Origin of the sequence: Nonomuraea polychroma (assembly GCF_004011505.1) — a bacterium.
Classification (GTDB): Bacteria; Actinomycetota; Actinomycetes; order Streptosporangiales; family Streptosporangiaceae; genus Nonomuraea; species Nonomuraea polychroma.
Genome location: NZ_SAUN01000001.1, coordinates 10,127,830 through 10,151,123 on the forward strand (window position 1 = coordinate 10,127,830; position 23,294 = coordinate 10,151,123).

General features: G+C 66.1%; 26 protein-coding genes and 3 pseudogenes. 13 read left to right on the plus strand and 16 right to left on the minus strand.

Annotation, left to right across the window (positions count from 1 at the left end; all coding sequences use genetic code 11):
• Positions 1-47: 47 nt before the first annotated feature.
• The 3 genes and pseudogenes from EDD27_RS47005 to EDD27_RS47015 form a co-directional block, all read right to left on the minus strand.
• A pseudogene (locus EDD27_RS47005) lies at positions 48-353 on the minus strand (type II toxin-antitoxin system VapC family toxin); the annotation flags it as partial.
• Positions 354-468: 115 nt separating this feature from the next.
• The gene (locus EDD27_RS47010) at positions 469-702 is read right to left on the minus strand and encodes a hypothetical protein (protein ID WP_127939084.1); all 234 of its coding nucleotides are present in this window, start codon (positions 700-702) and stop codon (positions 469-471) included.
• A gap of 241 nt (positions 703-943) precedes the next feature.
• A complete protein-coding gene (locus EDD27_RS47015; protein WP_164904108.1) occupies positions 944-1,318 on the minus strand; it encodes an SLATT domain-containing protein in 375 nt (124 codons plus the stop codon).
• Positions 1,319-1,750: 432 nt separating this feature from the next.
• On the opposite strand from EDD27_RS47015, the gene EDD27_RS47020 reads away from it, so the two are divergent.
• A complete protein-coding gene (locus EDD27_RS47020; RefSeq protein ID WP_127939087.1) occupies positions 1,751-2,245 on the plus strand; it encodes a GNAT family N-acetyltransferase in 495 nt (164 codons plus the stop codon).
• 119 nt (positions 2,246-2,364) lie between these two features.
• On the opposite strand, the gene EDD27_RS55080 is transcribed toward EDD27_RS47020, so the two are convergent.
• The gene (locus tag EDD27_RS55080; protein WP_164904109.1) at positions 2,365-2,538 is read right to left on the minus strand and encodes a hypothetical protein; all 174 of its coding nucleotides are present in this window, start codon (positions 2,536-2,538) and stop codon (positions 2,365-2,367) included.
• A 656-nt stretch (positions 2,539-3,194) separates the two neighbouring features.
• Between EDD27_RS55080 and EDD27_RS58170 the strand changes: the two genes are divergently transcribed.
• The 6 genes from EDD27_RS58170 to EDD27_RS47045 all read left to right on the plus strand — a co-directional run bounded on the left by EDD27_RS58170 (position 3,195) and on the right by EDD27_RS47045 (position 7,411).
• The gene (locus EDD27_RS58170; RefSeq protein ID WP_277750811.1) at positions 3,195-3,320 is read left to right on the plus strand and encodes a hypothetical protein; all 126 of its coding nucleotides are present in this window, start codon (positions 3,195-3,197) and stop codon (positions 3,318-3,320) included.
• Between the two features lie 163 nt (positions 3,321-3,483).
• The gene (locus EDD27_RS47025; RefSeq protein ID WP_127939089.1) at positions 3,484-3,813 is read left to right on the plus strand and encodes a PadR family transcriptional regulator; all 330 of its coding nucleotides are present in this window, start codon (positions 3,484-3,486) and stop codon (positions 3,811-3,813) included.
• Positions 3,814-3,815: 2 nt separating this feature from the next.
• Positions 3,816-4,229, plus strand: coding sequence for a DUF1048 domain-containing protein (locus EDD27_RS47030; protein ID WP_127939101.1), 414 nt, complete (start codon positions 3,816-3,818; stop codon positions 4,227-4,229).
• Positions 4,229-5,050, plus strand: coding sequence for an ABC transporter ATP-binding protein (locus EDD27_RS47035; RefSeq protein WP_127939103.1), 822 nt, complete (start codon positions 4,229-4,231; stop codon positions 5,048-5,050). The genes EDD27_RS47030 and EDD27_RS47035 overlap by 1 nt, the downstream gene beginning before the upstream one ends.
• Complete coding sequence (locus EDD27_RS47040; RefSeq protein WP_127939104.1) at positions 5,047-5,808, plus strand: ABC transporter permease; 762 nt, start codon at positions 5,047-5,049, stop codon at positions 5,806-5,808. The genes EDD27_RS47035 and EDD27_RS47040 overlap by 4 nt, the downstream gene beginning before the upstream one ends.
• A 394-nt stretch (positions 5,809-6,202) precedes the next feature.
• Entirely contained in the window at positions 6,203-7,411 is a 1,209-nt protein-coding gene (locus tag EDD27_RS47045; protein ID WP_127939107.1) for a cytochrome P450, read from the plus strand.
• Positions 7,412-7,750: 339 nt separating this feature from the next.
• Here EDD27_RS47045 and EDD27_RS47050 read toward each other — a convergent pair whose 3' ends face one another.
• The 5 genes from EDD27_RS47050 to EDD27_RS47070 form a co-directional block, all read right to left on the minus strand.
• On the minus strand, positions 7,751-8,449 hold the full coding sequence (locus EDD27_RS47050; protein WP_127939109.1) for an SDR family oxidoreductase: 699 nt from the start codon (positions 8,447-8,449) through the stop codon (positions 7,751-7,753).
• A 234-nt stretch (positions 8,450-8,683) separates the two neighbouring features.
• The gene (locus EDD27_RS47055; RefSeq protein ID WP_127939111.1) at positions 8,684-9,538 is read right to left on the minus strand and encodes an alpha/beta fold hydrolase; all 855 of its coding nucleotides are present in this window, start codon (positions 9,536-9,538) and stop codon (positions 8,684-8,686) included.
• Between the two features lie 143 nt (positions 9,539-9,681).
• On the minus strand, positions 9,682-10,683 hold the full coding sequence (locus EDD27_RS47060) for an NADP-dependent oxidoreductase (RefSeq protein WP_127939113.1): 1,002 nt from the start codon (positions 10,681-10,683) through the stop codon (positions 9,682-9,684).
• Positions 10,684-10,931: 248 nt separating this feature from the next.
• The gene (locus tag EDD27_RS47065; protein WP_127939115.1) at positions 10,932-11,768 is read right to left on the minus strand and encodes an alpha/beta fold hydrolase; all 837 of its coding nucleotides are present in this window, start codon (positions 11,766-11,768) and stop codon (positions 10,932-10,934) included.
• 89 nt (positions 11,769-11,857) lie between these two features.
• Positions 11,858-12,769: an alpha/beta hydrolase gene (locus tag EDD27_RS47070; protein WP_127939117.1), complete on the minus strand. Its 912-nt coding sequence runs from the start codon at positions 12,767-12,769 to the stop codon at positions 11,858-11,860.
• A gap of 179 nt (positions 12,770-12,948) precedes the next feature.
• Between EDD27_RS47070 and EDD27_RS47075 the strand changes: the two genes are divergently transcribed.
• The 4 genes from EDD27_RS47075 to EDD27_RS47095 all read left to right on the plus strand — a co-directional run bounded on the left by EDD27_RS47075 (position 12,949) and on the right by EDD27_RS47095 (position 17,141).
• Positions 12,949-13,536: a TetR/AcrR family transcriptional regulator gene (locus EDD27_RS47075; protein ID WP_127939119.1), complete on the plus strand. Its 588-nt coding sequence runs from the start codon at positions 12,949-12,951 to the stop codon at positions 13,534-13,536.
• 440 nt (positions 13,537-13,976) lie between these two features.
• The gene (locus EDD27_RS47085) at positions 13,977-14,951 is read left to right on the plus strand and encodes a sulfotransferase family protein (RefSeq protein WP_206641970.1); all 975 of its coding nucleotides are present in this window, start codon (positions 13,977-13,979) and stop codon (positions 14,949-14,951) included.
• 382 nt (positions 14,952-15,333) lie between these two features.
• A complete protein-coding gene (locus EDD27_RS47090; RefSeq protein ID WP_127939121.1) occupies positions 15,334-15,831 on the plus strand; it encodes a DUF6228 family protein in 498 nt (165 codons plus the stop codon).
• 515 nt (positions 15,832-16,346) lie between these two features.
• On the plus strand, positions 16,347-17,141 hold the full coding sequence (locus EDD27_RS47095; protein ID WP_127939124.1) for an ArsR/SmtB family transcription factor: 795 nt from the start codon (positions 16,347-16,349) through the stop codon (positions 17,139-17,141).
• A 52-nt stretch (positions 17,142-17,193) separates the two neighbouring features.
• On the opposite strand, the gene EDD27_RS58175 is transcribed toward EDD27_RS47095, so the two are convergent.
• The 4 genes from EDD27_RS58175 to EDD27_RS47110 all read right to left on the minus strand — a co-directional run bounded on the left by EDD27_RS58175 (position 17,194) and on the right by EDD27_RS47110 (position 19,823).
• Positions 17,194-17,328 carry a hypothetical protein gene (locus EDD27_RS58175; protein WP_277750812.1) on the minus strand — a complete coding sequence of 45 codons (135 nt, stop codon included), beginning with the start codon at positions 17,326-17,328 and terminating at the stop codon, positions 17,194-17,196.
• A gap of 118 nt (positions 17,329-17,446) precedes the next feature.
• Complete coding sequence (locus EDD27_RS47100; RefSeq protein ID WP_127939126.1) at positions 17,447-17,830, minus strand: hypothetical protein; 384 nt, start codon at positions 17,828-17,830, stop codon at positions 17,447-17,449.
• A gap of 147 nt (positions 17,831-17,977) precedes the next feature.
• Positions 17,978-18,382, minus strand: a complete 405-nt coding sequence (locus EDD27_RS47105; RefSeq protein ID WP_127939128.1) for a hypothetical protein — start codon at positions 18,380-18,382, stop codon at positions 17,978-17,980.
• A gap of 211 nt (positions 18,383-18,593) precedes the next feature.
• Positions 18,594-19,823, minus strand: a complete 1,230-nt coding sequence (locus EDD27_RS47110) for a serine hydrolase domain-containing protein (RefSeq protein ID WP_127941427.1) — start codon at positions 19,821-19,823, stop codon at positions 18,594-18,596.
• Positions 19,824-20,403: 580 nt separating this feature from the next.
• Between EDD27_RS47110 and EDD27_RS57475 the strand changes: the two are divergent.
• Positions 20,404-20,739 (plus strand): annotated as a pseudogene (locus EDD27_RS57475) (AfsR/SARP family transcriptional regulator); the annotation flags it as partial.
• Between the two features lie 75 nt (positions 20,740-20,814).
• Here the strand turns inward: EDD27_RS57475 and EDD27_RS47120 are convergent.
• Positions 20,815-20,976: pseudogene (locus EDD27_RS47120) on the minus strand (ATP-binding cassette domain-containing protein); the annotation flags it as partial.
• A 157-nt stretch (positions 20,977-21,133) separates the two neighbouring features.
• On the opposite strand from EDD27_RS47120, the gene EDD27_RS47125 reads away from it, so the two are divergent.
• Complete coding sequence (locus tag EDD27_RS47125; RefSeq protein WP_127939130.1) at positions 21,134-21,829, plus strand: class I SAM-dependent methyltransferase; 696 nt, start codon at positions 21,134-21,136, stop codon at positions 21,827-21,829.
• Between the two features lie 442 nt (positions 21,830-22,271).
• On the opposite strand, the gene EDD27_RS47130 is transcribed toward EDD27_RS47125, so the two are convergent.
• Entirely contained in the window at positions 22,272-22,736 is a 465-nt protein-coding gene (locus EDD27_RS47130) for an SRPBCC family protein (RefSeq protein ID WP_127939132.1), read from the minus strand.
• Entirely contained in the window at positions 22,733-22,975 is a 243-nt protein-coding gene (locus EDD27_RS47135) for a hypothetical protein (RefSeq protein ID WP_127939134.1), read from the minus strand. Before EDD27_RS47135 ends, EDD27_RS47130 begins: the two co-directional genes overlap by 4 nt.
• Positions 22,976-23,294: the final 319 nt, after the last annotated feature.

Here is a 23,294-nt window from a genome sequence, read left to right on the forward strand (position 1 = left end):
GCCCGGACCGAGGACTTGGTGGTGGTGTTGCACCGGCAGATGGGCTCCTATGCAGGAAGCAGAGTGAAGGCGCCCACGTGAGCCGGCCGGACCGCCGCGAAATGGCGCACGTCGAGCGTGAACACCTCGTTGACCTTCAAGCGCTCGGCTATGGCGACGACCGAGGCATCGACTGCGCCAAGTGGGAAGTCCGCATACCGCTCGACCAGCGCGGCCACTCTGGAGAGGTCACGCTTTGTCAACTCGACGAGGGTGAAGATGTCCGACTCGAGAGCGCGGAGAAACGCAGCCTCCGGCGCAGCGCCGCCGAATCGAGAAATCATGCAGCACACTTCCGCTGCGACGAAGCTGGGGACGAGGAGCTCACTGCGGGCGTCGTGGAGGCGCTGGAACTCGCGGACACAGCGTTCATGATGGGCGCATCGTCAGAGAGCGTGGCGGCCACAAGCGGGCCGGTATCGACGACGATCACTCCTCGCGTCCGAAGCCCTCAGCAAGAATCTCCTCGGTACGGGCGGCTACATCCGAACGGCCGGCACGGACGGAGCCGAAGAACGCCGGAGGCCATGACTCGCTCTCGGCGTGCTCGGAGGAGTGAACCAGCCGCAGCGTGTGCGCGCGGATCTGCCGGAGCTGGTCTCCGGTGAGCTGGTCGACCAGCCGATGCAGATCCTCGTACTCTTCAGGGGCAGCAGCCGTCATGACTCTGATTCTACGCGCTGGAACTGATCGATTCCGAGCCGTGCATATGCGTGCAATGATCTTGTCGGCCGAGACCGGGGTGGGCTTCGGCGCAGGTCAAGAGCGCAGTGGAGCCGGGGAAGGTCACGAGCTGTAAGCCGCTGGCAGTTGATGCCGCACCTATGCTCACCTCTTTAAGGAATGAAGCATGTCAGCGGCCCAGCTGATCAGCAGCTTCGTTGCTCAGAGTAGGTTGCAGCCCCTAGGGAGTTTGTTCACCATCTCTCATAGTTCTCCGATGCTCCGTCCATGCCGTCGTTTCGGCCATGACGATGTCATCGACCTGTACCACCAGTGCTGATTTCGCCGCTTCGCTCCGGCGCTCTTCCGGTAACAGCCGGTAGGCATGGATCGTCCTCCCGAGCTTCGCCCGCGCGCTCGAAAAGGACAGCCGGTTCTCGTGCCAGTCGAAGATTCTCCGCAGACCGACGAAGGTAAGCGCAATAGCGCCCAGGCCCGCCGTCACCCACGCCGGCGCCTGGAGAGCGGCTGCCAGCGTGGTGGCGGCCGTCGTCAGCAGGATGAGGATCCGTGCCCCAAGTGCAGCCGCCGTGCCCGGTCCCGATGTGTGGCGCACCAGTTCTGCTGACGCAGCGCGTAGGCGAGCGCGGGATCCGGCGCGTCCCAAGGATCGTCAGGCCTTCTGGCGAACATGATCCATCTTCTCTCACGCCCTGCCTCAGCTGTCCAGCCCTTCACCTGCACCAACTGGCGAGTCGTACGGGACTCGTGGCGACGTCCCCACTGCATTTCCCCAGGATGAGCGGCCTGTCTGTGTCCCTTCCGGATGAAGTCGACGGCCGGGATAGGTCCTGACCTGCGGCACGACACCTTGGTCTGGACAGTTCCTAGCGGAGTTGTTCAGATCTTCGTGTCGGCGAGAGAAACTCGAACGTCCGGGCAGCACCGATGAGCCTGATCCTGGGCTCTGTGACTGGTAGTGCACGGTCATCACGAACGGCTCGCAGCGTTACGGCACCGTGCAGGACCACTTGATCGTTCGCCTCGGATGGACGATGAGGGCGATACTGCGGCGGTGAACGAGATCATATTGCGAGCTGCCGAGCCGGGTGAAGCGGACGCGCTCACCGCGCTTACTCGGCGTTCAAAGGCGTACTGGGGTTACCCGCAGGCGATGCTTGACCGGTGGGCGGAGATGCTGACGATAAGCTCCGCCACCATTCGTGACGGTCGTGTCGTCGTCGCGGAGCGGGACGGCGTGCTGGCGGGTTACTACCACATCTCTGGCGAACCCCCGCACGGCGAACTCGCGGACCTCTTCCTCGAACCTGAGGTTATCGGCACCGGTCTGGGGCGTAAGCTCTGGGAACACGCCGTCGAATCGGCGTGCAGCGCTGGCTTTCATACCCTGACCCTCGAGTCCGACCCGCACGCCGAAGCGTTTTACCTGCGGATGGGGGCTGAGCGCGTCGGGGAACGAGAGGTCGCTCCCGGCCGATGGCTACCCATCTTGAGAGCCACGGTGAACATGCCCGCCAGCTGAATCTACTCATGTCCGGGCTGCCTCCGGATGCGCCAAACGGTAGACGCGGCGGGTGATCCAGGCGACGTGCAGGGTGTCCCACAGTTGCTCGGGTGCGTCGAGATCACAGAGGCGGACGACTAGCAGAACGAGCGGTGGCCCCGCGCCGGCGATGCCGTCTCGTACCGCACCGCACTCGCCTCATCCAGCGAGATGCGACGCAGCTTGTCGCCCTCAGCGACGTACCGGACCTCGAACTGCCGGTCCCGGGGTGCCGTGTCCATCCCGCCCGGCCGGCGAACGCAAGCCGTCATGGCTGAGCCTTCTGCACCACCAAGATCGGAGCCGGAGGTGGAATCCGACAACCCAACCTGAACACCGACAACAGCACGCGGACACCGACAGTTTCAACTGCAACCGACAGTCTGTACGCCGAGCTGAGCAAGTCGGGCGTGCCGCTCGACCTGACGCAACTGAAGCCTCAACAGCTTGAGGCGCTCGTGGAGCACCTCGACGAGGCCATCGTGGAGCTCGAGCAGCCCGATGGCCACTTGCGTGTCTTCTGCGAGTAGGCGCCGTCCGGTTGGACGGACCCCGAGAGGGCGCTGGAACACCCTCCCGAGGCCGCACCTGCCGTAGCAGAGCGCGGGCGAGCGGAACCCCGATCCGCGAAGTCGTCGGGGAGAACCCTGTGGAGTTCGCCGAACCACCCCGAGGGTCAGTGGATCAGCCGCCAGCGGAACGGCTGACCAACGCCATCGATCGCGTCACGGGCGACGAGCCGTGACGACGGGCCCGCGACCCGCGTGCAGGGGTCTGGAGAAGTAGACAAGACGCTGCACGTGCTGCGCGCTGCCGCATAGGGAGGCGCGCCAGGCCGGCGGAGGTCCCGGCGGCGATCAGGTCTGCCGCGGTGTCGTGTCAGCACGGCAACAGCCCGGTATCAGCGCGGCCGGCGATGGTGGATGCCATGAACAGTTCAGCGATTGCGGCGCTCGCGGCCGCACTCGTCGCCGCCGGCGCTCCCGCCGCGTCCGCGACGGCGAAGCCGAGGATCGAACTCTCCGGTGCGTTGACGCCGCCCGTCTTCCCCTGAGGGGGCGGCGGCGGGCTCGCTCACGAGCAGCGATCAGGCCGCCCGCACCCGCACGCTTGCGATCCCGACTGCACCTCAGCTATTCGGTGTTGCTAAGTACCTGTAGTCAGTGTTACTTTGTACCAGTAGTTAGCGATACCGAGTAGCTGAAAGGGGGTGTTCCATGGGCAAGCAGATGACCGAGATGCTCAAGGGAACGCTGGAGGGCATCGTCCTGGCGATCCTGTCCGGCCGGCCCGCCTACGGCTACGAGATCACGGCGTGGCTGCGGGATCAGGGCTTCTCCGACATCGCCGAGGGCACCATCTACGCGCTGCTGGTCAGGATCGAGCAGCGCGGCCTCGTCGACGTGGAGAAAGTCCCGTCCGAGAAGGGGCCGCCGCGCAAGGTGTACTCCCTCAACGCTCAAGGACGGGAGTACCTCGAAGAGTTCTGGAGGACCTGGAGCTTCCTCGCAGAACGGCTCGAACAGCTCCGCGAAGGAGGTAACTAGACATGGCCACAGAGTCAGGCCAGCCGAAGAGCCGCTTCCTGCATTACCTGGAGATCATCACCGGCTCGCTCGAGGACAAGCGGCGCTACCGGCAGTACAAGGCGCGCATCAAGCAGCTTCCCGAGAACTACCGCACGGCGGTCGAAGCGCTGGAGCGGTACCTGATGCACTTCGGGCCGGCGGACGGCGCCGGCGCGATGGCGATGTTCGAAGACCTCGCCGATCTCTTCGAACAGAGCGCGGCCGACGGCACCCCGATCCGCGACATCTTCGGGGAAGACCCCGTGGAGTTCGTGGAGGCGTTCATGGCCAACTACCCGATCGGGCAGTACAGAGCCCGGGAGCGGAACCGCTTCACCAGCGCCATCGGGCGCGCCGCCGGCGAAGACACCGCAAGAAAGGACAGGACAGACTGATGACGACACAGCAAGCCCCGGCGATCCAGGTGCAGGGCCTGGAGAAGTCGTACAAGGAGGTGCGGGTACTGCGCGGCGTGGACTTCACCGTGGCGCGGGGCAGCATCTTCGCCCTGCTCGGCTCGAACGGGGCGGGCAAGACCACGGCCGTGAAGATCCTGTCCACGCTGCTCAAGGCCGACGCGGGGACGGCCCGCGTGAACGGCTTCGACGTCGCCGCGCAGGCGGCGGACGTGCGGGAGTCCATCAGCCTCACCGGACAGTTCGCCGCCGTCGATGAGATCCTCAGCGGGCGGGAGAACCTCGTGCTGGTCGCCCGGTTACGGCATCTCAAGAACCCCGGCAAGATCGCCGATGACCTGCTCGAGCGTTTCTCGCTGACCGACGCGGGCGCGCGGAAGGTGTCGACGTATTCGGGTGGCATGCGCCGCCGCCTCGACATCGCGATGAGCCTCATCGGCAACCCGCCGGTCGTCTTCCTCGACGAGCCGACGACCGGGCTCGACCCCCAGGCGCGCATCGAGGTCTGGCAGGCCGTCAGGGAGCTCGCCGCCCAGGGCACAACGGTGCTGCTCACGACGCAGTACCTGGACGAGGCCGAACAACTCGCCGACCGGATCGCGATCCTCCACGAGGGCCGGATCATCGTCAACGGCACCCTCGCCGAGCTCAAGCAGCTACTCCCGCCCGCGAAGGTCGAATACGTCGAGAAGCAACCGACCCTGGAGGACGTCTTCCTCTCGCTCGTCGGTGCCGACGGAGGCAAGGACGGCGACGCCGGCAAACACGCATCTCGGTACGCAAGTAAGGAACAACGATGAGCAAGCATTTCTTCGGCGACACCGCCGTCCTACTGGGACGCTCCCTGAGCCACATCACCCGCAGCGTGGACACCATCGTCACGACCGCGATCATGCCGATCGCCATGATGCTGATGTTCGTCTACGTGTTCGGCGGCGCGATCAACACCGAGTCGGTTTCGTATGTGAACTACCTGCTGCCCGGCATTCTGTTGATCACGGTCGCCTCGGGCATCGCCTACACCGCATTCCGGCTGTTCATGGACATGAAGGGCGGCATCTTCGAGCGCTTCCAGTCCATGCCGATCGCGCGCTCGTCGGTGCTGTGGGCGCACGTGCTGACCTCGCTGGTCGCCAATCTGATCTCGCTCGTGGTCGTCGTGCTCGTCGCCCTGCTCATGGGCTTCCGCTCGGGGGCGGGAGTGCTGGCATGGCTCGCGGTCGCCGGCATCCTGATCCTGTTCACTCTGGCGCTGACCTGGATCGCCGTCATCCCCGGTCTCACCGCGAAGTCCGTGGACGGCGCGAGCGCGTTCTCCTACCCGCTCATCTTCCTGCCCTTCCTCAGCTCGGCGTTCGTGCCCACCGACACCATGCCCGGCCCGCTGCGCGTCTTCGCCGAGCACCAGCCGGTGACCTCTATCGTCAACGCCATTCGCAACCTGTTCAGCCAGCAGCCGGTCGGCACCGACATCTGGATCGCCCTCGCCTGGTGTGTCGGCATCCTCATCGTCGCGTACGTCTTCGCCATGAACACCTACCGCCGCAAGATCTCCTAGGCCGTATCGGCCGGGCTTGTCTTGATCCCGATGAGCGTGGCGGACAGGCAGATCGCGGCGCGGTTGCCGTGAACCAGAACAGCCCTTCCCCGGCTTCTCTCCGCCGCCGAGCGGAGGCTTCCAGGAGATTTGCGCGAGATGAGCACCGGGTCGTGAGCGGACCACCCGGAACACGTGCGGCAGCCGCTGACCCTTGCCGGTGCGAGTGACGACCGGCCTCCACCGTGGCCCCCCACCAGGTACTGATGTCGCCCCGATGCCGTGGACCGGAGCGACCCGCACCGCCGCCGACAGGGATCGGCATACCCGCCAGAGCATGTGGCTCGCTGCCATTCCTTGCAACGCACCCTTCGAGCTCCACACAACACGTCCTATCGCGAGACAAGGAAAGATCATGACTGAATCCCTCCACACCGTCACGACGATGCCGACGGCGCGTCAGCCCGGCTGTCCCTTCGACCCGCCGGCAGAGCTGATCGACGCCCGCGAGCACAGCCCGATCAGCCGCTTTCCCTTCCCCGACGGACACCAGGGCTGGCTGGTCACCGGCTACGACCTGGTCCGGTCGGTCCTGGCCGACCCTCGGTTCAGCTCGCGCAGGGAGCTCATGCGCCACCACCCGCTGATCGACTACGGCGACATCGAGGTCCCCCCGGCACCGCCTGGCGAGTTCCTGCTCATGGACGAGCCTCAGCACAGCCGCTACCGCAAACCGCTGGTGGGCAAGTTCACCGTACGGCGGATGCGGCAGCTCACCGAACGCGTCGAACAGATCACCGCCGAGCACCTGGACGCCATGGAGAAAGCCGGCCCGCCGACCGACCTGGTGACCGCGTTCGCCAAGCCGATCCCCGCCATCGTGATCTGCGAGCTGCTGGGGGTGCCGTACGAGGACCGGGGCTTCTTCCAGGAGAACATCGACAAGTTCCTCGGCGGAGAGGTCAGCGACGAGGAGCTGATGACGGCCTACACCGCGACCCAGCAGTACCTCGCCGAGCTGGTGGCCGCCAAGCGCGCGAACCCCACCGACGACGTGCTCAGCGACCTGCTCGACAGCGACCTGACCGACGAGGAGCTGCAGGGGATGGCCCTGATCCTGCTGTCGGCCGGGTTCGACACCACCGCGAACATGCTGGCGCTGGGCACCTTCGCGCTGCTGCAAAACCCGGACCAGCTTGCCGCGCTGCGCGCCGAGCCCGCGCTCACTGACCAGGCCGTGGAAGAGCTGCTGCGGTATCTGAGCGTCGCCAAGCAGTTCTTCCGGGTCGCGCTGGAGGACATCGAGCTGGGCGGCCACACCATCACGGGCGGCACGACGGTCATCCTGTCTCTCCACACCGCCAACCGCGACCCCGACCGCTTCCCCAACCCCCACGTGCTCGACGTGCGCAGGCAGGACGGCGGACACCTGGCCTTCAGCCACGGCATCCACCAGTGCCTGGGCCAGCAGCTCGCCCGCGTCGAGATGCGCGTCGCGCTCCCCGCGCTGCTCAATCGCTTCCCCACGCTGCGCCTGGCCGTACCCGCCGAAGAGGTCGCCCTGCGCCCGGAGACCGCCGACATCTACGGGGTGAAGAGCCTCCCGGTCACCTGGGACGCGTGACCACGAACCAATGACAGGCGAGAGCGCGTACGGGCCGCCCGCCACCGCTGTGACTGCTCGCCTGCGGCGATCGGATCCGCGGCCCGTTTGTGCCCGTATTCCGGTGGCCCCCTGACGAGGGCGGCTCGCGTTCCGCGACAAGACCACCAAGTGCGAGCCGGAGCGACACGATGGCATGGAACCGACGGCCGGCCGTGTCCGCCTCCGACGAAAACTGCTCGTGCTCCGTGCACACCATTCTTCGCCAAGGTCAACACGGAGCGGGAGAAGTCAGGGGTACCGATCGGCCTCACCGAGCTCGAGCCGCAGCACATCGAGGAGCTCGACGTGGCCTGATCCTCAGGCCAGCTGCGGGTAGAGCGCCGTGACGCCTAGGGCCAGCGCGGCCTGTGCCTGGCGGCTGACATCGTCCGCGAGGATTTCGTAGGCGCCGGTGGCGATGCCGTCGACGGCGATCCGGGCGATGTCGGCGGGGTCGGACTTGGCCGCGGTGACCGTCCGTGCCATGTCGGTGTCCATGTAGCCGACGTGCAGTCCGGCCACTCGGATGCCCTGGTCGGCGAGCTGCACGCGCAGGGCGTTGGTGAGCGACCACTGCGCGGACTTGGCGGCGCAGTAGGCGCCGATCTCCGGGAAGCTGACCCAGGACAGGCCGGACAGGACGTTCAGGATCGCGCCGCCGCCGTTGCCCGCGATCTGGGGTGCGAAGCCGCGGATTACCGAGAGAGTACCGAAATAGTGGGTGTCCATCTCCAGGCGGATGTCGTCCAGGTCGCCTGCGAGCAGGTCGCTGCCGGTGGCTGAGCCGGCGTTGTTGATCAGGACCGTCACGTCGCCTGTGGCTTGGGCGGCGGCCGCCACGGAGGCGGGGTCGGTGACGTCGAGCGCGATCGGCTTGGCGCCCGGCAGGTCGACGTGGTCGGGGTTGCGGGCACCGGCGTAGACGGAGGCGCCGCGGCCGAGTAGCTCGGCGGCGAGCGCGCGGCCGAACCCCCGGTTGGCTCCGGTGACAAGAACGGTGCTGGTGGACAGATCCATGGAAGGCTCCTGGTGAAATGAGAAAGGCGCGTTGATCGCGTCTGATGGGTCGGCCGGGGTTCCGTGTCAGGCCGCGTGGTCAGGTGGCCGGACCGGTTCCGTGGGCGGGCAGGGTGGTGACCGGTGCGCGGGGCCGTTGGTCATCGAGGGGCAAGATCCCCATCGGTTGGTGCCGGCGTTCGGCCGGAGGGCCTGCCGGCTAGGTCGGTGATGGTGGCGGTGGCGTCGGCGAGGTCAGGCGGCGAGGAAGTTGGTCACCTCGGTGGCGAACGTTTCGGCGTGCTGGAACAGGAAGGCGTGGCCGGCGTCGCTGTAGAGGATGAGGGTGGCCGAGTCGAGGTGCTGGACCGCGACGTAGGAAGCGTGTGCGGGGAGCATCACGTCGTGCAGGCCGTTGGCGTAAAGGACGGGGTGCTTGATGGCTTCCAGTTCTGCTCGCGCCTGGTCGAAGGGGCGCTCCAGGAGCTTGGCCACCGCGGTGAGCAGGCCCTTGGCGGCTGCCTCGGAGATGTCGGGGCCGCCGGCGGCAAGCCGGGTCGAGACGTGGGCGAAATGCTCGCGTGCGGCGGCGCGGCCCGCGTCGGTTTCGGGATAGAACAGGTACGTCGCGTCGTCCAGGTCGCCGCCGTCGGGCTTGGACATGATGCCCAGGACCTTCTCGCTCATGGGCGGCGCCCCGGGCACCCAGGCGGCCGGGCTGCTGCCCGCCACGATGAGCTTGCGCACCAACTCGGGGCGTCGCAGGGCCACGTGCTGGGCCACGATGCCACCCAGCGACCAGCCGAGCAGGTCGGCCTGCGCAAGACCGAGTGCCTCGATGAACTCGATGGCGCCCTCGGCGAATCCCTCCAAGGAGTCGCGCGGCTCGCCGGTGGTGTAGCCGATCCCGACATTGTCGAACACGATCACGTCGTGCTCGGCGGCCAGGTAGTCCAGGAACGCCGGGTCCCACCAGTCGATGGTGCCGCGGAAGCGGTGCAGCAGGACCAGCGGGACACCGCGCCGTTGTCCCATCCGCCGGTAGGTGAACCGGGCGGAGGGACCTTCTACATAACGGTTCTCGGCTGCGTCTGCCATATACGTGCTCATGATGTGCTTCTCCTGCTTGTCGGTGTGTTTGCGGGTCGAGGGCCGGATTGTCAGCCGGCCATCCGGTTGAGTATGCGGATCTGCTTGTCACGGGTCGGGGCGAGGGCGATGCGGTGCAACCTCCAGAGCCCGCGGCCGGATGTTCATCTCACCTTGACGACGACCTTGCCTTTAGCGCGTCCCGTTTCGAGGTAAGCCATGGCTTCGTTGGTTGATTCGAACGGAAAGACCCGATCCACGACCGGGCGTATGATCCCCGAATCGATGAGAGAGCTGATCTCGCGCAGCTGATCTCCGCTTGCCCTCATGAACAGAAACGAATAGCTGACGTGATGACGTTTTGCCGCCCGCCTGGCCCGATAACTCAAAACGCGCATCACCGGCCGCAAAATCCATGGCGATCCGACCTTTTTCGCGAAATCGGGATCAGGTGGGCCGGAGATCGAGATGAGCCTTCCACCGGGTTTCAGCACTCGTAGGGATTTCTTGAGCGTCTCGTCGTCCAGGCTATGCAGGACCACATCGTAGCCATGTAGAACTTTTTCGAAGTCGTCTTTCCTGTAGTCGATCACGACATCTGCGCCGAGGCGCTTCACCAGATCGATGTTCGCCGTGCTGGTTGTCGTAGCCACGGTCGCGCCGACATGCTTGGCCAACTGGATCGCAAATGTTCCGACGCCGCCGGAACCAGCTTGGATGAGAACTTTCTGTCCCTTCTTCAGCTTCGCTGTTTCGATCAACGCTTGCCAAGCGGTCAAGCCGACCAGTGGGATGGAGGCCGCTTCTTCCATGGTGAGGAGTGTCGGCTTCAGCGCCAGGTCGTCTTCTTTTATCGAGATGAGTTCCGCGAAAGCACCGATTCGATCTTGGTTCGGCCGTGCGTAGACCTCGTCGCCGGGTTTGAATCGCCGCACCCGAGACCCGACCCGGACCACGACGCCGGCCACATCATGGCCCAGAACGACCGGCAGGTGATAGGGCAGAATGAGTTTGAACTCTCCGTCCCTGATTTTGGAATCGAGAAGGTTCACACCTGCGGCGTGGACCTGGACCAGGACATCGTTCTCCCGCACCTCTGGGTCCGGCATTACGCCCGCACGCACGCCATCATTGTTTCCGTAACGGTCGAGGATGAATGCTTTCATGATATTTCTGTTCCCGATTTCTTGCTGAATGAGAATGAAAGGAAGTGTCCGAGGCAAGTGCCGAGACGTGGCAACAGGGAGCCCTTGTATGCGCCAGTGGGCCTCAGCGCGGATCCGAACAGAACTTGCGCAACGGCCATGGTCAGGAACTCGGCGTCGGACACCCCGGGCGCACCCCAGTCCGGGCCGGTCGGCTTGGCGTACGCAGCGCTCACCTGTTCGGCGATCCGATCCGATCCGACAAGAAATTATGGCGCGAGGAATTCCAGAGCCTTCTTGACGAACTCTTCGTGATACTGGAATATGCCGCCGTGTCCGGCGTCACGATACAGTGCGAGTTGGGCGTCCGGCAGCCTTCGAGCCATGTCGACAGAGTTGCTGCTGGGCACCATCCTGTCGTTGTCGCCATTGACCACCAGGACAGGATGCTGAATGTCCGACAAGTCATAGGGATCTTGCAACCCCCAGGCGTGGATGGCCTTGAGCTGGGAACGGAAAGCCGTTAGCGAAATCGCTTTGTCCCGGTTGTCCGTACGCTCCTTCAGCCGCTCCAAGAACTGCCGGGCCGCCGCCTGGCCGCTTGCTGTTCGAGTGAAGAAGAGATACTGCTTCGGATCTTTGAAGGTCAGCGCGCCTTTTATCGTGTCGCGGATGGTGAGAGAGGTGACCTTGTCGATGCCTCGGCCTCCGGCGGGGCCTGTGCCGGCGAGGATGAGCCTGCGAACGAGCTTCGGATCTTCTTCCACGATCACCTGAGCGACCATGCCGCCGAGGGAGAAACCGAGAAGATCGACTTGCTCGAAGCCCATCGCCCGGATGAAGGCGATGGCGTCACGCGCCATCGCGGCCACTGAGTTCGGTGTCCTGCCTTGTGACGCGCCGACGCCTCGGTTGTCGAAGGTGACCACTCGATGTCTGGCGGCGATGCCGTCGACGATCCTGGGATCCCAGTTGTCCAGAACCCCGGTCAAGTGGTTGAGGAATATCACTGGCACGCCGTTGCCCGTTCCGAGTTGCCGGTACGCGAAACTCGTTCCACCGACATCGACCGTCTTGGTGGGCGCGTCCTTGTGCGTGATGCTCATGGTTTCTCCTGGTAAACCGATCGGGGTATTTCTTCTGACGCCAGAGCTGTCCATGAGCCGCGCCGGCGGGCGACGAGTCGTTCTTTCGCTCAGGTGCCGAGGTGGCGGCGGAGCCATGCACCCATCTGCTGGATCGCCTGGTCCACCTCGGGTACGCGCCCGGCGCCCAGGACGAACGAATGCTGCCCTTCGGGCAACGGGTGGACCTCGGAGGTGACCTTGAAGTCCGCGAGCCGGCGGCCAAGCTGAGCGCCGTCGTCGGCGAGGGTCTCGTACTCGCCGTAGTGGACGGTCGTGGGCGGCAGGCCGGTCAGGTCGGCGTTGATGAGGCTGATCCGCGGGTCGGCGAAGTCCAGGGCGGGGTCCTGCAGCCAGGCTCCTCGGAAGAGTTCGAGCGTGCGCCTGCTGAGCATCTTGTCCGTTCTCTCGTTCTCGTCCACCGACGCGTTCCGGAGGGTGAGGTCGGCCCACGGCGAGACGCTGACGATCGCGCCTGGGGTCGCCTCGCCGTTGGCGAGCAGACGCAGTGGCAGCATGACCGCGAGGGTGCCGCCGATCGAGTGGCCCGTGCTGCCGATGTTCCGCGGCTCGTAGCCTTGTGAGAGCAGCCACCGGTAGGCCGTCTCGGCGTCGTCGAGCTGCGCCGGGTAGGGATGTTCGGGCGCCAGGCGGAAGTCCACGACGAGGGAGCGGGCGCCGGCCGCCTTCGCGATGTGGCCGGCGGCCTTGCGGTCCGAGTGCATCGAGGCGGTGACCGACCCGCCGAAGTGGAAGTGGAGCAGCGCTCGGTCGGGGTCGGCGCCCTCGGGGATGCACCAGAGGGCGGGGACGCCGTTCGCCTCCACTTCGGCGTAGGTCACGCCTTCCGGCTCGGTCGACGCCCGATGGTTTGTCTCGACGATGTCGCGGACGATGACCAGGTCGAGGCCCGGCGTCGAGGACTTCGCGCTCACGCTCTCGAGGAACTGCGCGAACCGCTGTGCCTGAGGGCTTACTCCCATGGTGACGCTCCTGCTCAGCGCTGCGCACGCTGCTCGTGTACCGCCTTTAGATTATGACCATACGACCATAGAATGAGACACAGTCCGAGCACAAGGGTTCCGCCGAATTTAGATTATGATCGTACGAAGATGGGGGACGGGGAGGGCGCGAGGGTCCTCCCCGGCGGGAGGAGGAGCGCGTGGTCCGGTACAGCAAGGAGCACAAGCAGGCGACGAGGCAGCGGATCATCGAGACCGCCGGCCGCCGGCTCAAGAAAGACGGCATCGACGGCTCCGGAGTCGCCACGCTCATGGCGGACGCGGGACTGACCAATGGCGCCTTCTACGCCCACTTCGCATCCAAGGAGGAGCTGGTCGCCACCACCGTCGCGGACCAGCTCCGCGAACAGCGCGAAAACCTCAGCGAGGTGGCGCCCGGCCGCGCCGGAGTCGAGCAGATCGTGCGTGCATACCTGTCGCCCGAGCACCGCGACAACCCCGGCGAAGGCTGTCCGTCAGCCGCCCTGCTCGACGAGATCGGCCGCTGTACGGACGTGACCAGGCAGGCCTACACCGACGGTGTGCTGGACATCATCGACGACTTCACCGCGCGTCTGGAGCCGCACGATCCGCAGTCGGCGCGCGTCAAGACGCTCACCGTCTACGCAGGAATGGTCGGGACACTGCAACTCTCCCGCGCCCTGGCCGACCGGCAACTCGCCGACGCCGTCCTCGAGCAGGGCATCCACAACGCCCTCACGCTGCTGGACGCCACACAGCAGAGCTGACGCGCCGCATCACCCGACGGCGACACGCCCGCGGAACCGCCGTGCCCCGCTCCATCGGATCGCTCCCGGTCCCGGACTGCAGGAATTTTCACGGATACACCGCTGACCTGCAACGGTGGGCAGGACAGCGCATTCAAAGCCACCCGCCCCGGGCACGCGGCCTCGGCGAGGTCAATCCCCTCGCGGTCTGCGGCGCGACCCCGATGCCACCCCAGTTCATCACCGCGTTTGAGGAGCGGTGCCTGCGGTGATGCTCAGCGGTTCGATGACAGAGCGCCCCGGAAGGTGCGCCGGTAGGCAAGCGGTGAGACGCCGATGGCGGCGTGCAGATGCTGTCGTAGCGACGTGTCGGCGGCGAAGCCGAACGGCGCGTCTTGAGGCTCGCGGGAGCCAGCCCGAGGGGCCAGCGGCAATTCAGTTGACACATCGGCGAGTCGCGAGTGGAGTATGTCGCCATGGCCTATCCGTCGCCGATCTTCGTCGCTGGCACCGGTCGGTCGGGAACATCGCAGCTCGCGAACATTCTCGGCGAACACCCGCAGATCCACAGGATTCCGATCGAGACCAGGTTCATTGTCGACCCGGGCGGCTTTAGGGACTTGGCGGATGCACTCACGATTCGATACGACCCTTACGTCGGGGACGACGCCCTCCGCAGGCTGAGCGACATCCTTACGGTGCGACTGGTCGGCAGGAGAGACATCGATCGTGGTTATACCGTTCCTGAGGCCATCGGCGAGCGGCACTACTGGGACGCGGTGGGACGGCTGTGGTCGGAGCTCGTCGCGAGCACGTTCGACGAGGTCGTGCCTGCGGCGGGGTTCGGCCATGCCGACTGGGCGGCCGGGCCGTTCGAGCATCAGAGTTACCGGCGGGCGATCCCTAGGTACTTCAGCGATCGGAGCGAACTGCTCGAAATTCTTCGTCGCGCAGTCGACACAATGTTCGGCGGGGCAGCTGCCGACGCGGAAAAGCCGACCTGGTGCGAGAAGACACCGTTCAACCTTCTGTGCATGGACTTCCTCTGGGAACTCGTCCCTGAGGCGACCATCGTCCACATCAAGCGCCACCCGGTCGCGGTGGTTGCGTCGCACGTCGACCAGCCATGGGCACCGTCCACGGTCGACGGCGCGCTCGCTTGGCTCAAGCCGGTCTATGACCGATGGCTCGCCTGGAAGGCGAACGCCGATCTCGACACCAAGCGATACGTTGAGGTCAGAGCCGAGGATCTCGCTGCGGACTGGCCGGCCCAGCGGAAGGCGCTCTTCGAGAGCGTTGGCGTTGACGACTTCGCGACCACGTCGACGTTCCGCGCACGCAGCCTCGACCACCGCAACGACCAGTTCGACAGCGACACCCGCGCGCTGATCGAACGAGCACTCGCAGATGTCATCCCAACCATGGGATACGAGTAGCGGCCGAACAGAACGCGCGCTCGCGAGCGGCGCCGCCCTCGCTGCCCTTCCGACGCCCGCCATCGGCGCGTAGATGAGCGTCGAGGTGCCCCTAACACGCGGCTCCGTGGTCGTCGCTCCGCGTCATGTACCGCCGGGTGGGGGCCATGGGCCGAGGCCCGAGGCCGGGAACCTGATGAATAGAGGCTCTGTGGGGCACGCACATTCCCGGGTGTCTTCGCTCCCACGCGTCGGCCCCGAAGCAAGATTTTCCGCGCGGTACCGACGATGCACGATGGATCCGGGTCGCCCTGGCCCCCTTCCCCCTGCGGGGCGGGCCGACAGCAGACGGGATGATCTCAGTGCAGGCGAACTGTGCGAAGGTGCACAACACTGTGATCTCGTGCAGGCACACGAACTGATCGCCTGTCGTGAAACCAGAGTCGGAGCAGTCATCGTGGAGCGCTTGGCAGATGAACGTCCAACTCCGGAGGTCGAAATACCAGGCCCAGGAGTGACCTTCATCAGGCTCGCGCAGTGCGAGCGACCACACGACGACGCCTTGATGTTCTTCCTCGCTCAGGCTGCGTCACCTGGGCTTCGCGCCGAGGTCGCCGTGGAGACCATCATGGGAGACGGGCTCGCCGACTTCCTCGAGAACCTGGTAACCGACTTCAGAGGGTGGCGCGGAACACGGACATGGACGTCCCATAGAGCTGATCTTCGACTGGAAGCCATCCACTCTGGCCACTGGGTCGATCTCAGCTGGACCCTCCGCTCTCCGAATCCGAGCGAAGATCGGGACGACATGTGGTCCGCCACAGTTCGCACCCCGATTCTCCCCGGAGAGGCCTTGACCAATCTCGCACGAGAGGTTCGCAGCTTCCTCTACGACGAGTGAGCTGCGCATGCCGACGCCAAGCCCGTGGTCGTCGTGACAAGCCGTCGAAGGAACGCATCCACGAACGATCTAACGATCAATCTCCACATGAGTCACCGTCTAAGCGTGTGCCGTGTGAGCTCGACCTGATGGGCCTCGATCAGCCGCGCTACGTGGTGGTCGTCAACGGCTGGCCCGAGGGCAGCCACCTGAACGAGGTGCTGGCCACACGTGGGAGCCGTGCGCGTCGGTCACTTCTATACGTAAGGGGGACGATTGCTGTTCGAAGAGATACCGAGTGAAGCGCACGGAACGCCCGTGAACGAAGTCGGGGCGAACCTGTATCGACCGAAGTTCGATGACCGGCGGGTGTGCGCGTGCGCGTCGGCGCCTGCGAGGCCGTGCCGAGGATGATCGGCTCCCGCATCCGCCCGTCGTAGCCGCGCGTCTTGACAGGCAGCCATCCAGCTGCCTAAATTAAAGGCAGCCGGAAGGCTGCATATCGATAGGCGGCAACCTGGGTACGGGGGGCGGGCATGGACGAGGTGTTCAAGGCGCTGGCCGATGCGAGCCGGCGCGCGCTGCTCGACTCGCTCAACGCCCGCAACGGGCAGACGCTGCGCGAGCTGTGCGCCGGACTCGACATGGCGAGGCAGTCCGTCAGCAAGCACCTCGCGGTGTTGGAGGAGGCCGGGCTTGTCGCCACCGTGCGGCGGGGCCGGGAGAAGCTGCACTACCTCAACGCCGCACCCGTGCACGAGATCGCCGACCGGTGGATCAGCCGCTACGACCGGGCCAGGGTCCAAGCCCTGGCGGACCTGAAACTCGCCCTGGAGGAGACCTCAATGGATGCGCCGACCTTCGTCTACACCACCTACATCCGCACCACCCCGCAGAAGCTCTGGCAGGCGCTGACCGAGCCCGCCTTCACCCGCCGTTACTGGGCCACGGAGTTCACTACGGACTGGTCCGTCGGCTCGCCGATGACCTGGGACAACCACGGCGTGCTGATCAGCGACCCGGAGCAGGTCGTGCTGGAGTCCGAACCCTGCAGTCGGCTCTCCTACACCTGGCACGCCATCACCCCGGAGCTCGCCAAGCGCTTCGGCTGGGACGAGGAGTTGCTCGCCCGGCTGTCCGGCGAGGCCCGCTCGAAGGTCACCTTCACGATTGAGGAGGCCGCCGCGCAGGTCGTGAAGCTCACCGTCGTGCACGACGGCTTCGAGCCCGGATCGAGCATGGCCGAGATGGTCAGCCACGGCTGGCCGAACGTGGTGGCGAGCCTGAAGTCGCTGCTGGAGACCGGCGAACCGCTGCCGGACGATGCGTGACCTCCCCGATCGGGGCTCGACGGCGTCGCGAGGTGCCGCCGGGCCGGCCGGCCTAAGCGACCGCCCAGAGGAAGGCGAGCGGCCCGGAGAGCCCCGCGGTCGCGCCGAGCGCCATCCAGAAGCCGCCGTGCCTGCGGTAGGCGCGCACGGAGTTGCGCCGGTGCGTCTCATCGAGGCCGCGCGCCATCCGGGCCATATGAGTTAGAGGTTCTTTTAAGAGGGGTGACGAGGGGTCAGGCTGCCCAGGCTGACAGCGCTATCGCTGATGTCTTCTTCTCCGGAGAAATTTGACCGTGACGTTGCGTCTACTCGGGGAAATGCTCATTCGTAATGGATTTCGCCTCGTCACCGTCCAGCCACTCCATGTGCAGGCGCCCCCCGCGGCAATCGCAGTATCCACTCTCAAGCTCGGCCAGCTCCTGATCGAGCTCTTCGGGACTCATGGCGAAGCTGATCGTGTCCTCGTACTCCCATGAGCCGTCCTCCTTCCGGGTGACCATGTGCCAGTGGGGCAGTTCGCGGCCGTTGACCATGCGGCGCCTCCAGAAGGGTCCCTTCACTTCCCACCACCTCTCAACCGTGATGCGAAGGAAGCCCACCGGCTCGCCATCCTTGGAGAGATGGGCGACTCGACCGCGGTACGCATCAAGTCGACGATCCAACGGGTTCTCGTCGCCTTCGATCTTCATGGTCAGCTCACCAGCATCCGCTCCATGCCCCGAGAAGGTCATCGCGGTCTCAGTCTTGCGCTTGTCAACCCCAACTCAGGCCATCAAGCCATTATCGCTGGTCACAAGTCGATCGCTGTCACTCATGGGATCCTTCCCTCACATCCGTCAAGCGGCGTCGAGGGCCTCAGTGATCTTGCGTGCCATCTCAGTCATGGTGGGGCTGGGCTCGCCCTTCTGGATCCGGGCGGCTGCCTCGATGGCGACGAGGACAGTGCGGCGGAAGTTGTCGGCCTCTGCCGGATCCTGCTGCTTGAGCAGCCTCATGGATGCCGTCAGGGCCGGCAGCACCTGGTCGGCGAGTTCGGCTACGGACTTGCCGTACTTGACGCCCTTGGGCGGCTTGGCGAGCACGTGCCCGGCCAGGCCGGTCGCGGAGGTCAGAGCGATGGAGCCTTCGGTGGCGGCCTTGTGGGGCGAGCCGGCGGCACCGGCGGCGGCCATCAGCGAGACGGCGCCCCACGCGGCGGTCCGCAGGGTGAGCGTGTCCTGGTCGGCAAGGGTGATGGACATGGTGGTGTGCTCCTTAAATCTGTGACGGAATTCAAATTGAGCGGACTGATGCCGAATGCGGTCCTGTTGGCGCCCTCGGTATCTCGATTGCTCAGGTAGGGCCGCCCGAGGGATCGCACCCTCGGGCGGTTCGGCCGCCAGGGCTGCCCGTCGGGGTCATGGGTTGAGGGCGGGCGTACCGGGCGCGGGCGTACCGGGCGCGGGCTCAGAGTCAGTCGTCGATGGCCTGGTAGAGCGTGCTCCAGAAGTCGTGGATGAGCCGCGTCGAGTCCGGGGTGGACGCCCCGACCTGGGTGAGCAGGATTCCGGTGAGCTGGTTGGCCGGGTCGGCGTAGGTCGCGGTGCCGCTTCCGCCGTCCCAGCCGAACTGGCCGATGGGCGCGTAGTCGCCGCGGTAGGTGCGCACGGCCATCCCGAAGCCCCAGCCGCCGTGCTGGCCTTGGCCGTGCGAGATATGGACGTTGTTGGTGGCCATGGCGTTGCGGGCGGCGTTCTGTTCGGGCGTGAGGCGGTTGGTGGTCATCAACTCGACGGCGGGCCGGGACAGGATCCGCTGGTTGCCGTGCATCCCGTGATTCAGCAGCATCCGGAAGTAGGCGTGGTAGTCGTCGGCGGTGGAGACCAGCCCACCGCCGCCGCCCGGGAACGCCGGAGGCTGGCTCCAGCGTCCCCCCTTGGCTTCGTCCCACACGAGGAACTGTCCGGTCTGAGGGTCGGGGGCGTAGAGGGTCGGCAGCCGGTCGATCTTGTCGGCGGGCACGTGGAAACCGGTGTCCTTCATGCCCAGGGGGTCGAAGATGCGTTCGCGCAGGAACGTCTCAAACGACTGGCCCGTGACCCTGGCGACGAGCACGCCGAGCAGATCGTTGCTGATGTGGTACTGCCAGCGCTCTCCGGGCTGGTGCATCAGCGGAAGCATGCCAAGGCGGCGCATCCACTCATCCGGCCCGGGCATCGGCACCGGCAGATTGGGCGTGAGCCCCTGCTCGAAGACCGCGTTCATGATCGGAGTGCCCAGCGACGTCAGATCCATGCCGAGCCCGAACGTGGAGGTCAGCACGTCCCGTACGGTGATCGGTCGCCGCGCCGGCACGGTGTCGTCCAGCGGGCCGTCGATCCGCTTCAGCACCCGCCGGTCGGCGAGTTCGGGCAGCCACGGCTCTACCAGGTCATCCAGTCGCAGCCTGCACTCGTCGAGCAGGACCATCGCCGCCGCGATCGCAACCGGCTTGGACGTCGAGGCCATCCGGAAGATCGTGTCCCGGCGCATCGGCGCGCCACCGTCATGGCGCATCGTCCCGATCGCTTCGACGTGCGTCGCACCGCCCCGGCTGACCAGGGCGACGAGCCCAGGAATCTTGCCGGACTCGACATGCCGTGCCAGCACCTCGCGCAATCTGCGCAGCCCTGCTTCGGAGAAGCCGCCATTGCCTTGTTCCATCATGAATCTCCTTGCATACAGTTTCGATCCTGCGAGACCCGCCGCAGGCGTGGCGCTCATAGCTTCGATGAGCGACGCACGGGGATCGGGGGTGAGCCCGGCGTGGTCACGGCATTCACCGTCGCCGACCGCTCTGATGCCGGGCTGTTGCCGTGCTGACGCGGCCGCTGACACGGCAGCGCATGGTCGGCGGTGATGTCAGTGACGGTGAACGACGCGACCAGGTCGGCCAGTCCGGAGTCACCCCGTGATCGGGCAGGGCCGACTCCCGATCGTGGGCGCCTACAAGGACCACGACCTGTACAGCGGCCAGGCGTTGGAAGCCTTCACCGAGGACGGCGAGTACGCAGCTATTTGGGTCAAGTAGAACCTTTCCGGCATTTTGGGCCAGTGCGAGTTGAGGTTCCCGGCCCCGTCAAGGCGTATCTGGACAGCGGCGAGCCCGTGGAGATCAGCGGAGTACGGCTCCGCATGCTGCTGTCTCGGCTCGTGCTCTAGGCCGGCCGACCCGTCTCCGCCGAGACGCTGATCGACGACCTGTGGGGCGCGGAGGCGCCCGCGGGAGCCTCCGCCGCCCTGCATGGCCTCGTCGCACGGCTGCGCAAAGGTCCTGAGTGGAGCCGCGCCCCTGGAGGTGGTCGCCGGTGGCTACCGGCTGCCCGTGCGAGCTCAGGACGTCGACGCCTACGAGTTCGAGGAGCTGGTCGCCCGGGGACGGCGCGAGCTGGTCGCGGGCACGCACAAGGAGGCCGCGGCCACGCTCGGCGCGGCCCTGGGCCTGTGGCAGGGCGCCGCCCTGGCCGACGTGCAGGAGGCGCCCTTCGCCGACCCGGTCGCCACGAAGCTGCACAACCTCCGCCACGCGGCCGCTGAGGACCGCATCGACGCCGAACTTCACCTGGGCAGGCATGCCGAGGTCCTGGCCGACCTGGAGTCGCTGGCCGGGGGCCACCCGCTGAGCGAGCGTCTGGCCGGGCTGCGGACCACCCCTCCACAGCTCGTTGCGGGTGTGCGGGTCCAGGCCGGTGGCCGGCTCGTCCAGGAAGAGGATCCGCGGCCGGCCGACAAGGCTGGCGGCCAGATCCAGGCGGCGGCGCATGCCGCCGGAGAAGGTAGCGATCGGCCGGCCGGCGGCCGCGGTGAGCTCGAAACGCCATCGCATGGCGCCTTGTTGGGCAGTGATCACGAAACCGCCCCGACGGCCGCTCCGCCACGGGCCGCGCAAGCGACTCACCAGGGACCCGGACACCATCCACCGTCTCACCTGGAACTCAACGGCGACGGAACTGCGGCCACGCCATGATGTCCCGATGCACAAGGCGACCGCTTACCATGACGCACTCGGCGATCACTTCGCTAAACATGCAGAGACGAGCCCCTACAACGCCTACACCGACAGACCCGCAATGCTTCAACTCGCGGGCGATGTCTCTGGGGCCAGAATCCTGGATGTCGGCTGTGGAGCAGGCCACTACGCGGCCGAGCTCTTGGCCCGCGGTGCCCAGGTGGTCGGAATTGAAGGCAGCGCCACACTACTGCGCCACGCGCGAGCACGCGTGAACGGCCATGCAGAATTACTTCTCCATGATCTCGAAGAGCCACTCCGTTTCGCCGCGGACGCATCCTTCGACGGGGTCGTCTGCGCCCTCGTATACGAGCACGTCAGGAACCGTGTGCAACTGCTGGGTGAACTACGCCGCGTTTTGCGGCCAGGTGGATGGCTCCTGGTATCGACCACCCATCCCACAGCCGATTGGCGCCACTTCGGAGGCTCGTACTTCAGCCACGACTGGAGAGACCTTCCTCTCGGAGACAGCAAGCTCTCGATCCACTACCAACGCATGTCATTGGAGACCTTCCTGGGCGAGCTATTGGCCGCAGGGTTCGTGCTGGAGCAGCTGATCGAACCGCGCCCCACGGATGACCTCCGAGAGATCGACGAAGCCGCCTACAACAAGCTTCACCACGCGCCATCTTTCCTCGCGGTAAAACTGGAACGCCCTTGATCGCTATCTACGACTCCGTCCCACTTCATAGAAACAGACTCCATCCCGCCTCATAGAAACAATCGCCTCCGGCAGGGCAGTTCGGCTCTGGGGCGCCACACTGACCGAACGCTCCGGCCGAGTTGCCCTGCCGCCGCACAGATGCAGCCCTTACGGCCGGTCACGGTGTGGCCGGCCACCGTACTTACTTGGGGGATCGACAATCCAGGGTTCGATGAAGGCTTCCTGGACAGCGGTTTCTACAGCTTCCGGGCAGTAGTTGCCACAAACCCAGGCAACCGCATCGCTAGCGGCATGGCCGGTGAGGATGGCGAGGACGGCGAACGCCGGGGCGTCAGCGACCGCCGAAGCCGGGCCAGTCGAGGTGATCGTGGACCCACGACGGCCCGCCAACGGTAGTCGAGGTAGAGCCCATAGTCGGGTTGCCGGTCACGCCCGTCCACTATCGAGCGGCCGCGTTCGGCGGCCGGGACCCGAGATGGCGGGAGATCTCCGCCTCCCACGACCGCAGGAAGTCCGGATAGCCCACGGCGAACTCGCGCAGCGGCCCTTCGCCCTCCGGCGTGAGCGCGGTCAGCTCGTAGGTCACCCGCACCGTGCTGCCGCCCTGCCCGTCACCGCTCACCTCGACGGTGACGATCCCGGCCCGGGAGCCGGGCGTCACCCTCGCGTACGAGACCCGTCGGCCCGGCTCCCGCCCGACCACCACCCAAATGGTCCGCTCGCCGTGCGAATCGGTCTCGAAGGCCGTGCCGGGGGCGGAGTCGTCGCCCGTCCCCACCGGGAAACGAGGCCGCCACCCTGCCACCCACCGCTCCTCACCGCGTGGCGTGAACAGCCCAAACGTCTCGTCGGGCGGCAGCGCGACCGGCAGTTGCCCGACGAGCGTGTGCTGCGCGCCGCTCATCGCTCGGTCAGCCGGTGCGCGTCGGCGGACGTCAGGGTCAGGTCGTACACAACCTTGAGTTGCTCGATCTTGTCCAGGGTCGCGGGGGTGAACGGCGCTTTGCCGTCGAAGGCGTGCAGCGCGATGCCCTCCACCAGGTCGCCGAGCGAGATGTCGAGGTATTCGGCCAGTCCCTTGAGCACCTTGAGCACGTTCTTCTCGAGCCGCAGGCCTGTCTGCGTGCGCTCCACTGTTACCATGGTAACAATATAACAGAGCCGGCGGTGCAGACCAAGGGCAATCCCGCCGACTTGATCAATGTGGCGTTGGAAGAGCTGGTGCGTGCCCGCTCTGAGCTACCGGGCTACACCACCCTGGATGCGATGGCGCCATCCATCCGGAGCGAGGGGGTCGGTCGCGACATATCGCGATTGCGCATACCATGTCCAACCGTGACCGACGATCCCGCCCGGCGGGCCTCGGACGCCGACCGCGACCGCGTCGCAGCGGCGCTGGCGAGGCACTCGCCACAGGAAGACGCACCAGCTCCGACGAAGGCCGGCGGTGTGCGTGCAGTGG

Bases quoted from the DNA above. Each gene is read 5' to 3' on its own strand.
- EDD27_RS58175 (WP_277750812.1), bottom strand. From the start codon at position 17,328: ATGGCGCGCGGCCTCGATGAGACGCACCGGCGCAACTCCGTGCGCGCC.
- EDD27_RS58170 (WP_277750811.1), top strand. From the start codon at position 3,195: ATGAACAGTTCAGCGATTGCGGCGCTCGCGGCCGCACTCGTCGCCGCC.
- EDD27_RS47135 (WP_127939134.1), bottom strand. From the start codon at position 22,975: ATGGTAACAGTGGAGCGCACGCAGACAGGCCTGCGGCTCGAGAAGAAC.
- EDD27_RS47045 (WP_127939107.1), top strand. From the start codon at position 6,203: ATGACTGAATCCCTCCACACCGTCACGACGATGCCGACGGCGCGTCAG.
- EDD27_RS47030 (WP_127939101.1), top strand. From the start codon at position 3,816: ATGGCCACAGAGTCAGGCCAGCCGAAGAGCCGCTTCCTGCATTACCTG.
- EDD27_RS47095 (WP_127939124.1), top strand. From the start codon at position 16,347: ATGGACGAGGTGTTCAAGGCGCTGGCCGATGCGAGCCGGCGCGCGCTG.
- EDD27_RS47035 (WP_127939103.1), top strand. From the start codon at position 4,229: ATGACGACACAGCAAGCCCCGGCGATCCAGGTGCAGGGCCTGGAGAAG.
- EDD27_RS47105 (WP_127939128.1), bottom strand. From the start codon at position 18,382: ATGTCCATCACCCTTGCCGACCAGGACACGCTCACCCTGCGGACCGCC.
- EDD27_RS47070 (WP_127939117.1), bottom strand. From the start codon at position 12,769: ATGGGAGTAAGCCCTCAGGCACAGCGGTTCGCGCAGTTCCTCGAGAGC.
- EDD27_RS47130 (WP_127939132.1), bottom strand. From the start codon at position 22,736: ATGAGCGGCGCGCAGCACACGCTCGTCGGGCAACTGCCGGTCGCGCTG.
- EDD27_RS47020 (WP_127939087.1), top strand. From the start codon at position 1,751: ATGGACGATGAGGGCGATACTGCGGCGGTGAACGAGATCATATTGCGA.
- EDD27_RS47100 (WP_127939126.1), bottom strand. From the start codon at position 17,830: ATGAAGATCGAAGGCGACGAGAACCCGTTGGATCGTCGACTTGATGCG.
- EDD27_RS47065 (WP_127939115.1), bottom strand. From the start codon at position 11,768: ATGAGCATCACGCACAAGGACGCGCCCACCAAGACGGTCGATGTCGGT.
- EDD27_RS47055 (WP_127939111.1), bottom strand. From the start codon at position 9,538: ATGAGCACGTATATGGCAGACGCAGCCGAGAACCGTTATGTAGAAGGT.
- EDD27_RS47025 (WP_127939089.1), top strand. From the start codon at position 3,484: ATGGGCAAGCAGATGACCGAGATGCTCAAGGGAACGCTGGAGGGCATC.
- EDD27_RS55080 (WP_164904109.1), bottom strand. From the start codon at position 2,538: ATGACGGCTTGCGTTCGCCGGCCGGGCGGGATGGACACGGCACCCCGG.
- EDD27_RS47010 (WP_127939084.1), bottom strand. From the start codon at position 702: ATGACGGCTGCTGCCCCTGAAGAGTACGAGGATCTGCATCGGCTGGTC.
- EDD27_RS47040 (WP_127939104.1), top strand. From the start codon at position 5,047: ATGAGCAAGCATTTCTTCGGCGACACCGCCGTCCTACTGGGACGCTCC.
- EDD27_RS47110 (WP_127941427.1), bottom strand. From the start codon at position 19,823: ATGGAACAAGGCAATGGCGGCTTCTCCGAAGCAGGGCTGCGCAGATTG.
- EDD27_RS47125 (WP_127939130.1), top strand. From the start codon at position 21,134: ATGCACAAGGCGACCGCTTACCATGACGCACTCGGCGATCACTTCGCT.
- EDD27_RS47050 (WP_127939109.1), bottom strand. From the start codon at position 8,449: ATGGATCTGTCCACCAGCACCGTTCTTGTCACCGGAGCCAACCGGGGG.
- EDD27_RS47060 (WP_127939113.1), bottom strand. From the start codon at position 10,683: ATGAAAGCATTCATCCTCGACCGTTACGGAAACAATGATGGCGTGCGT.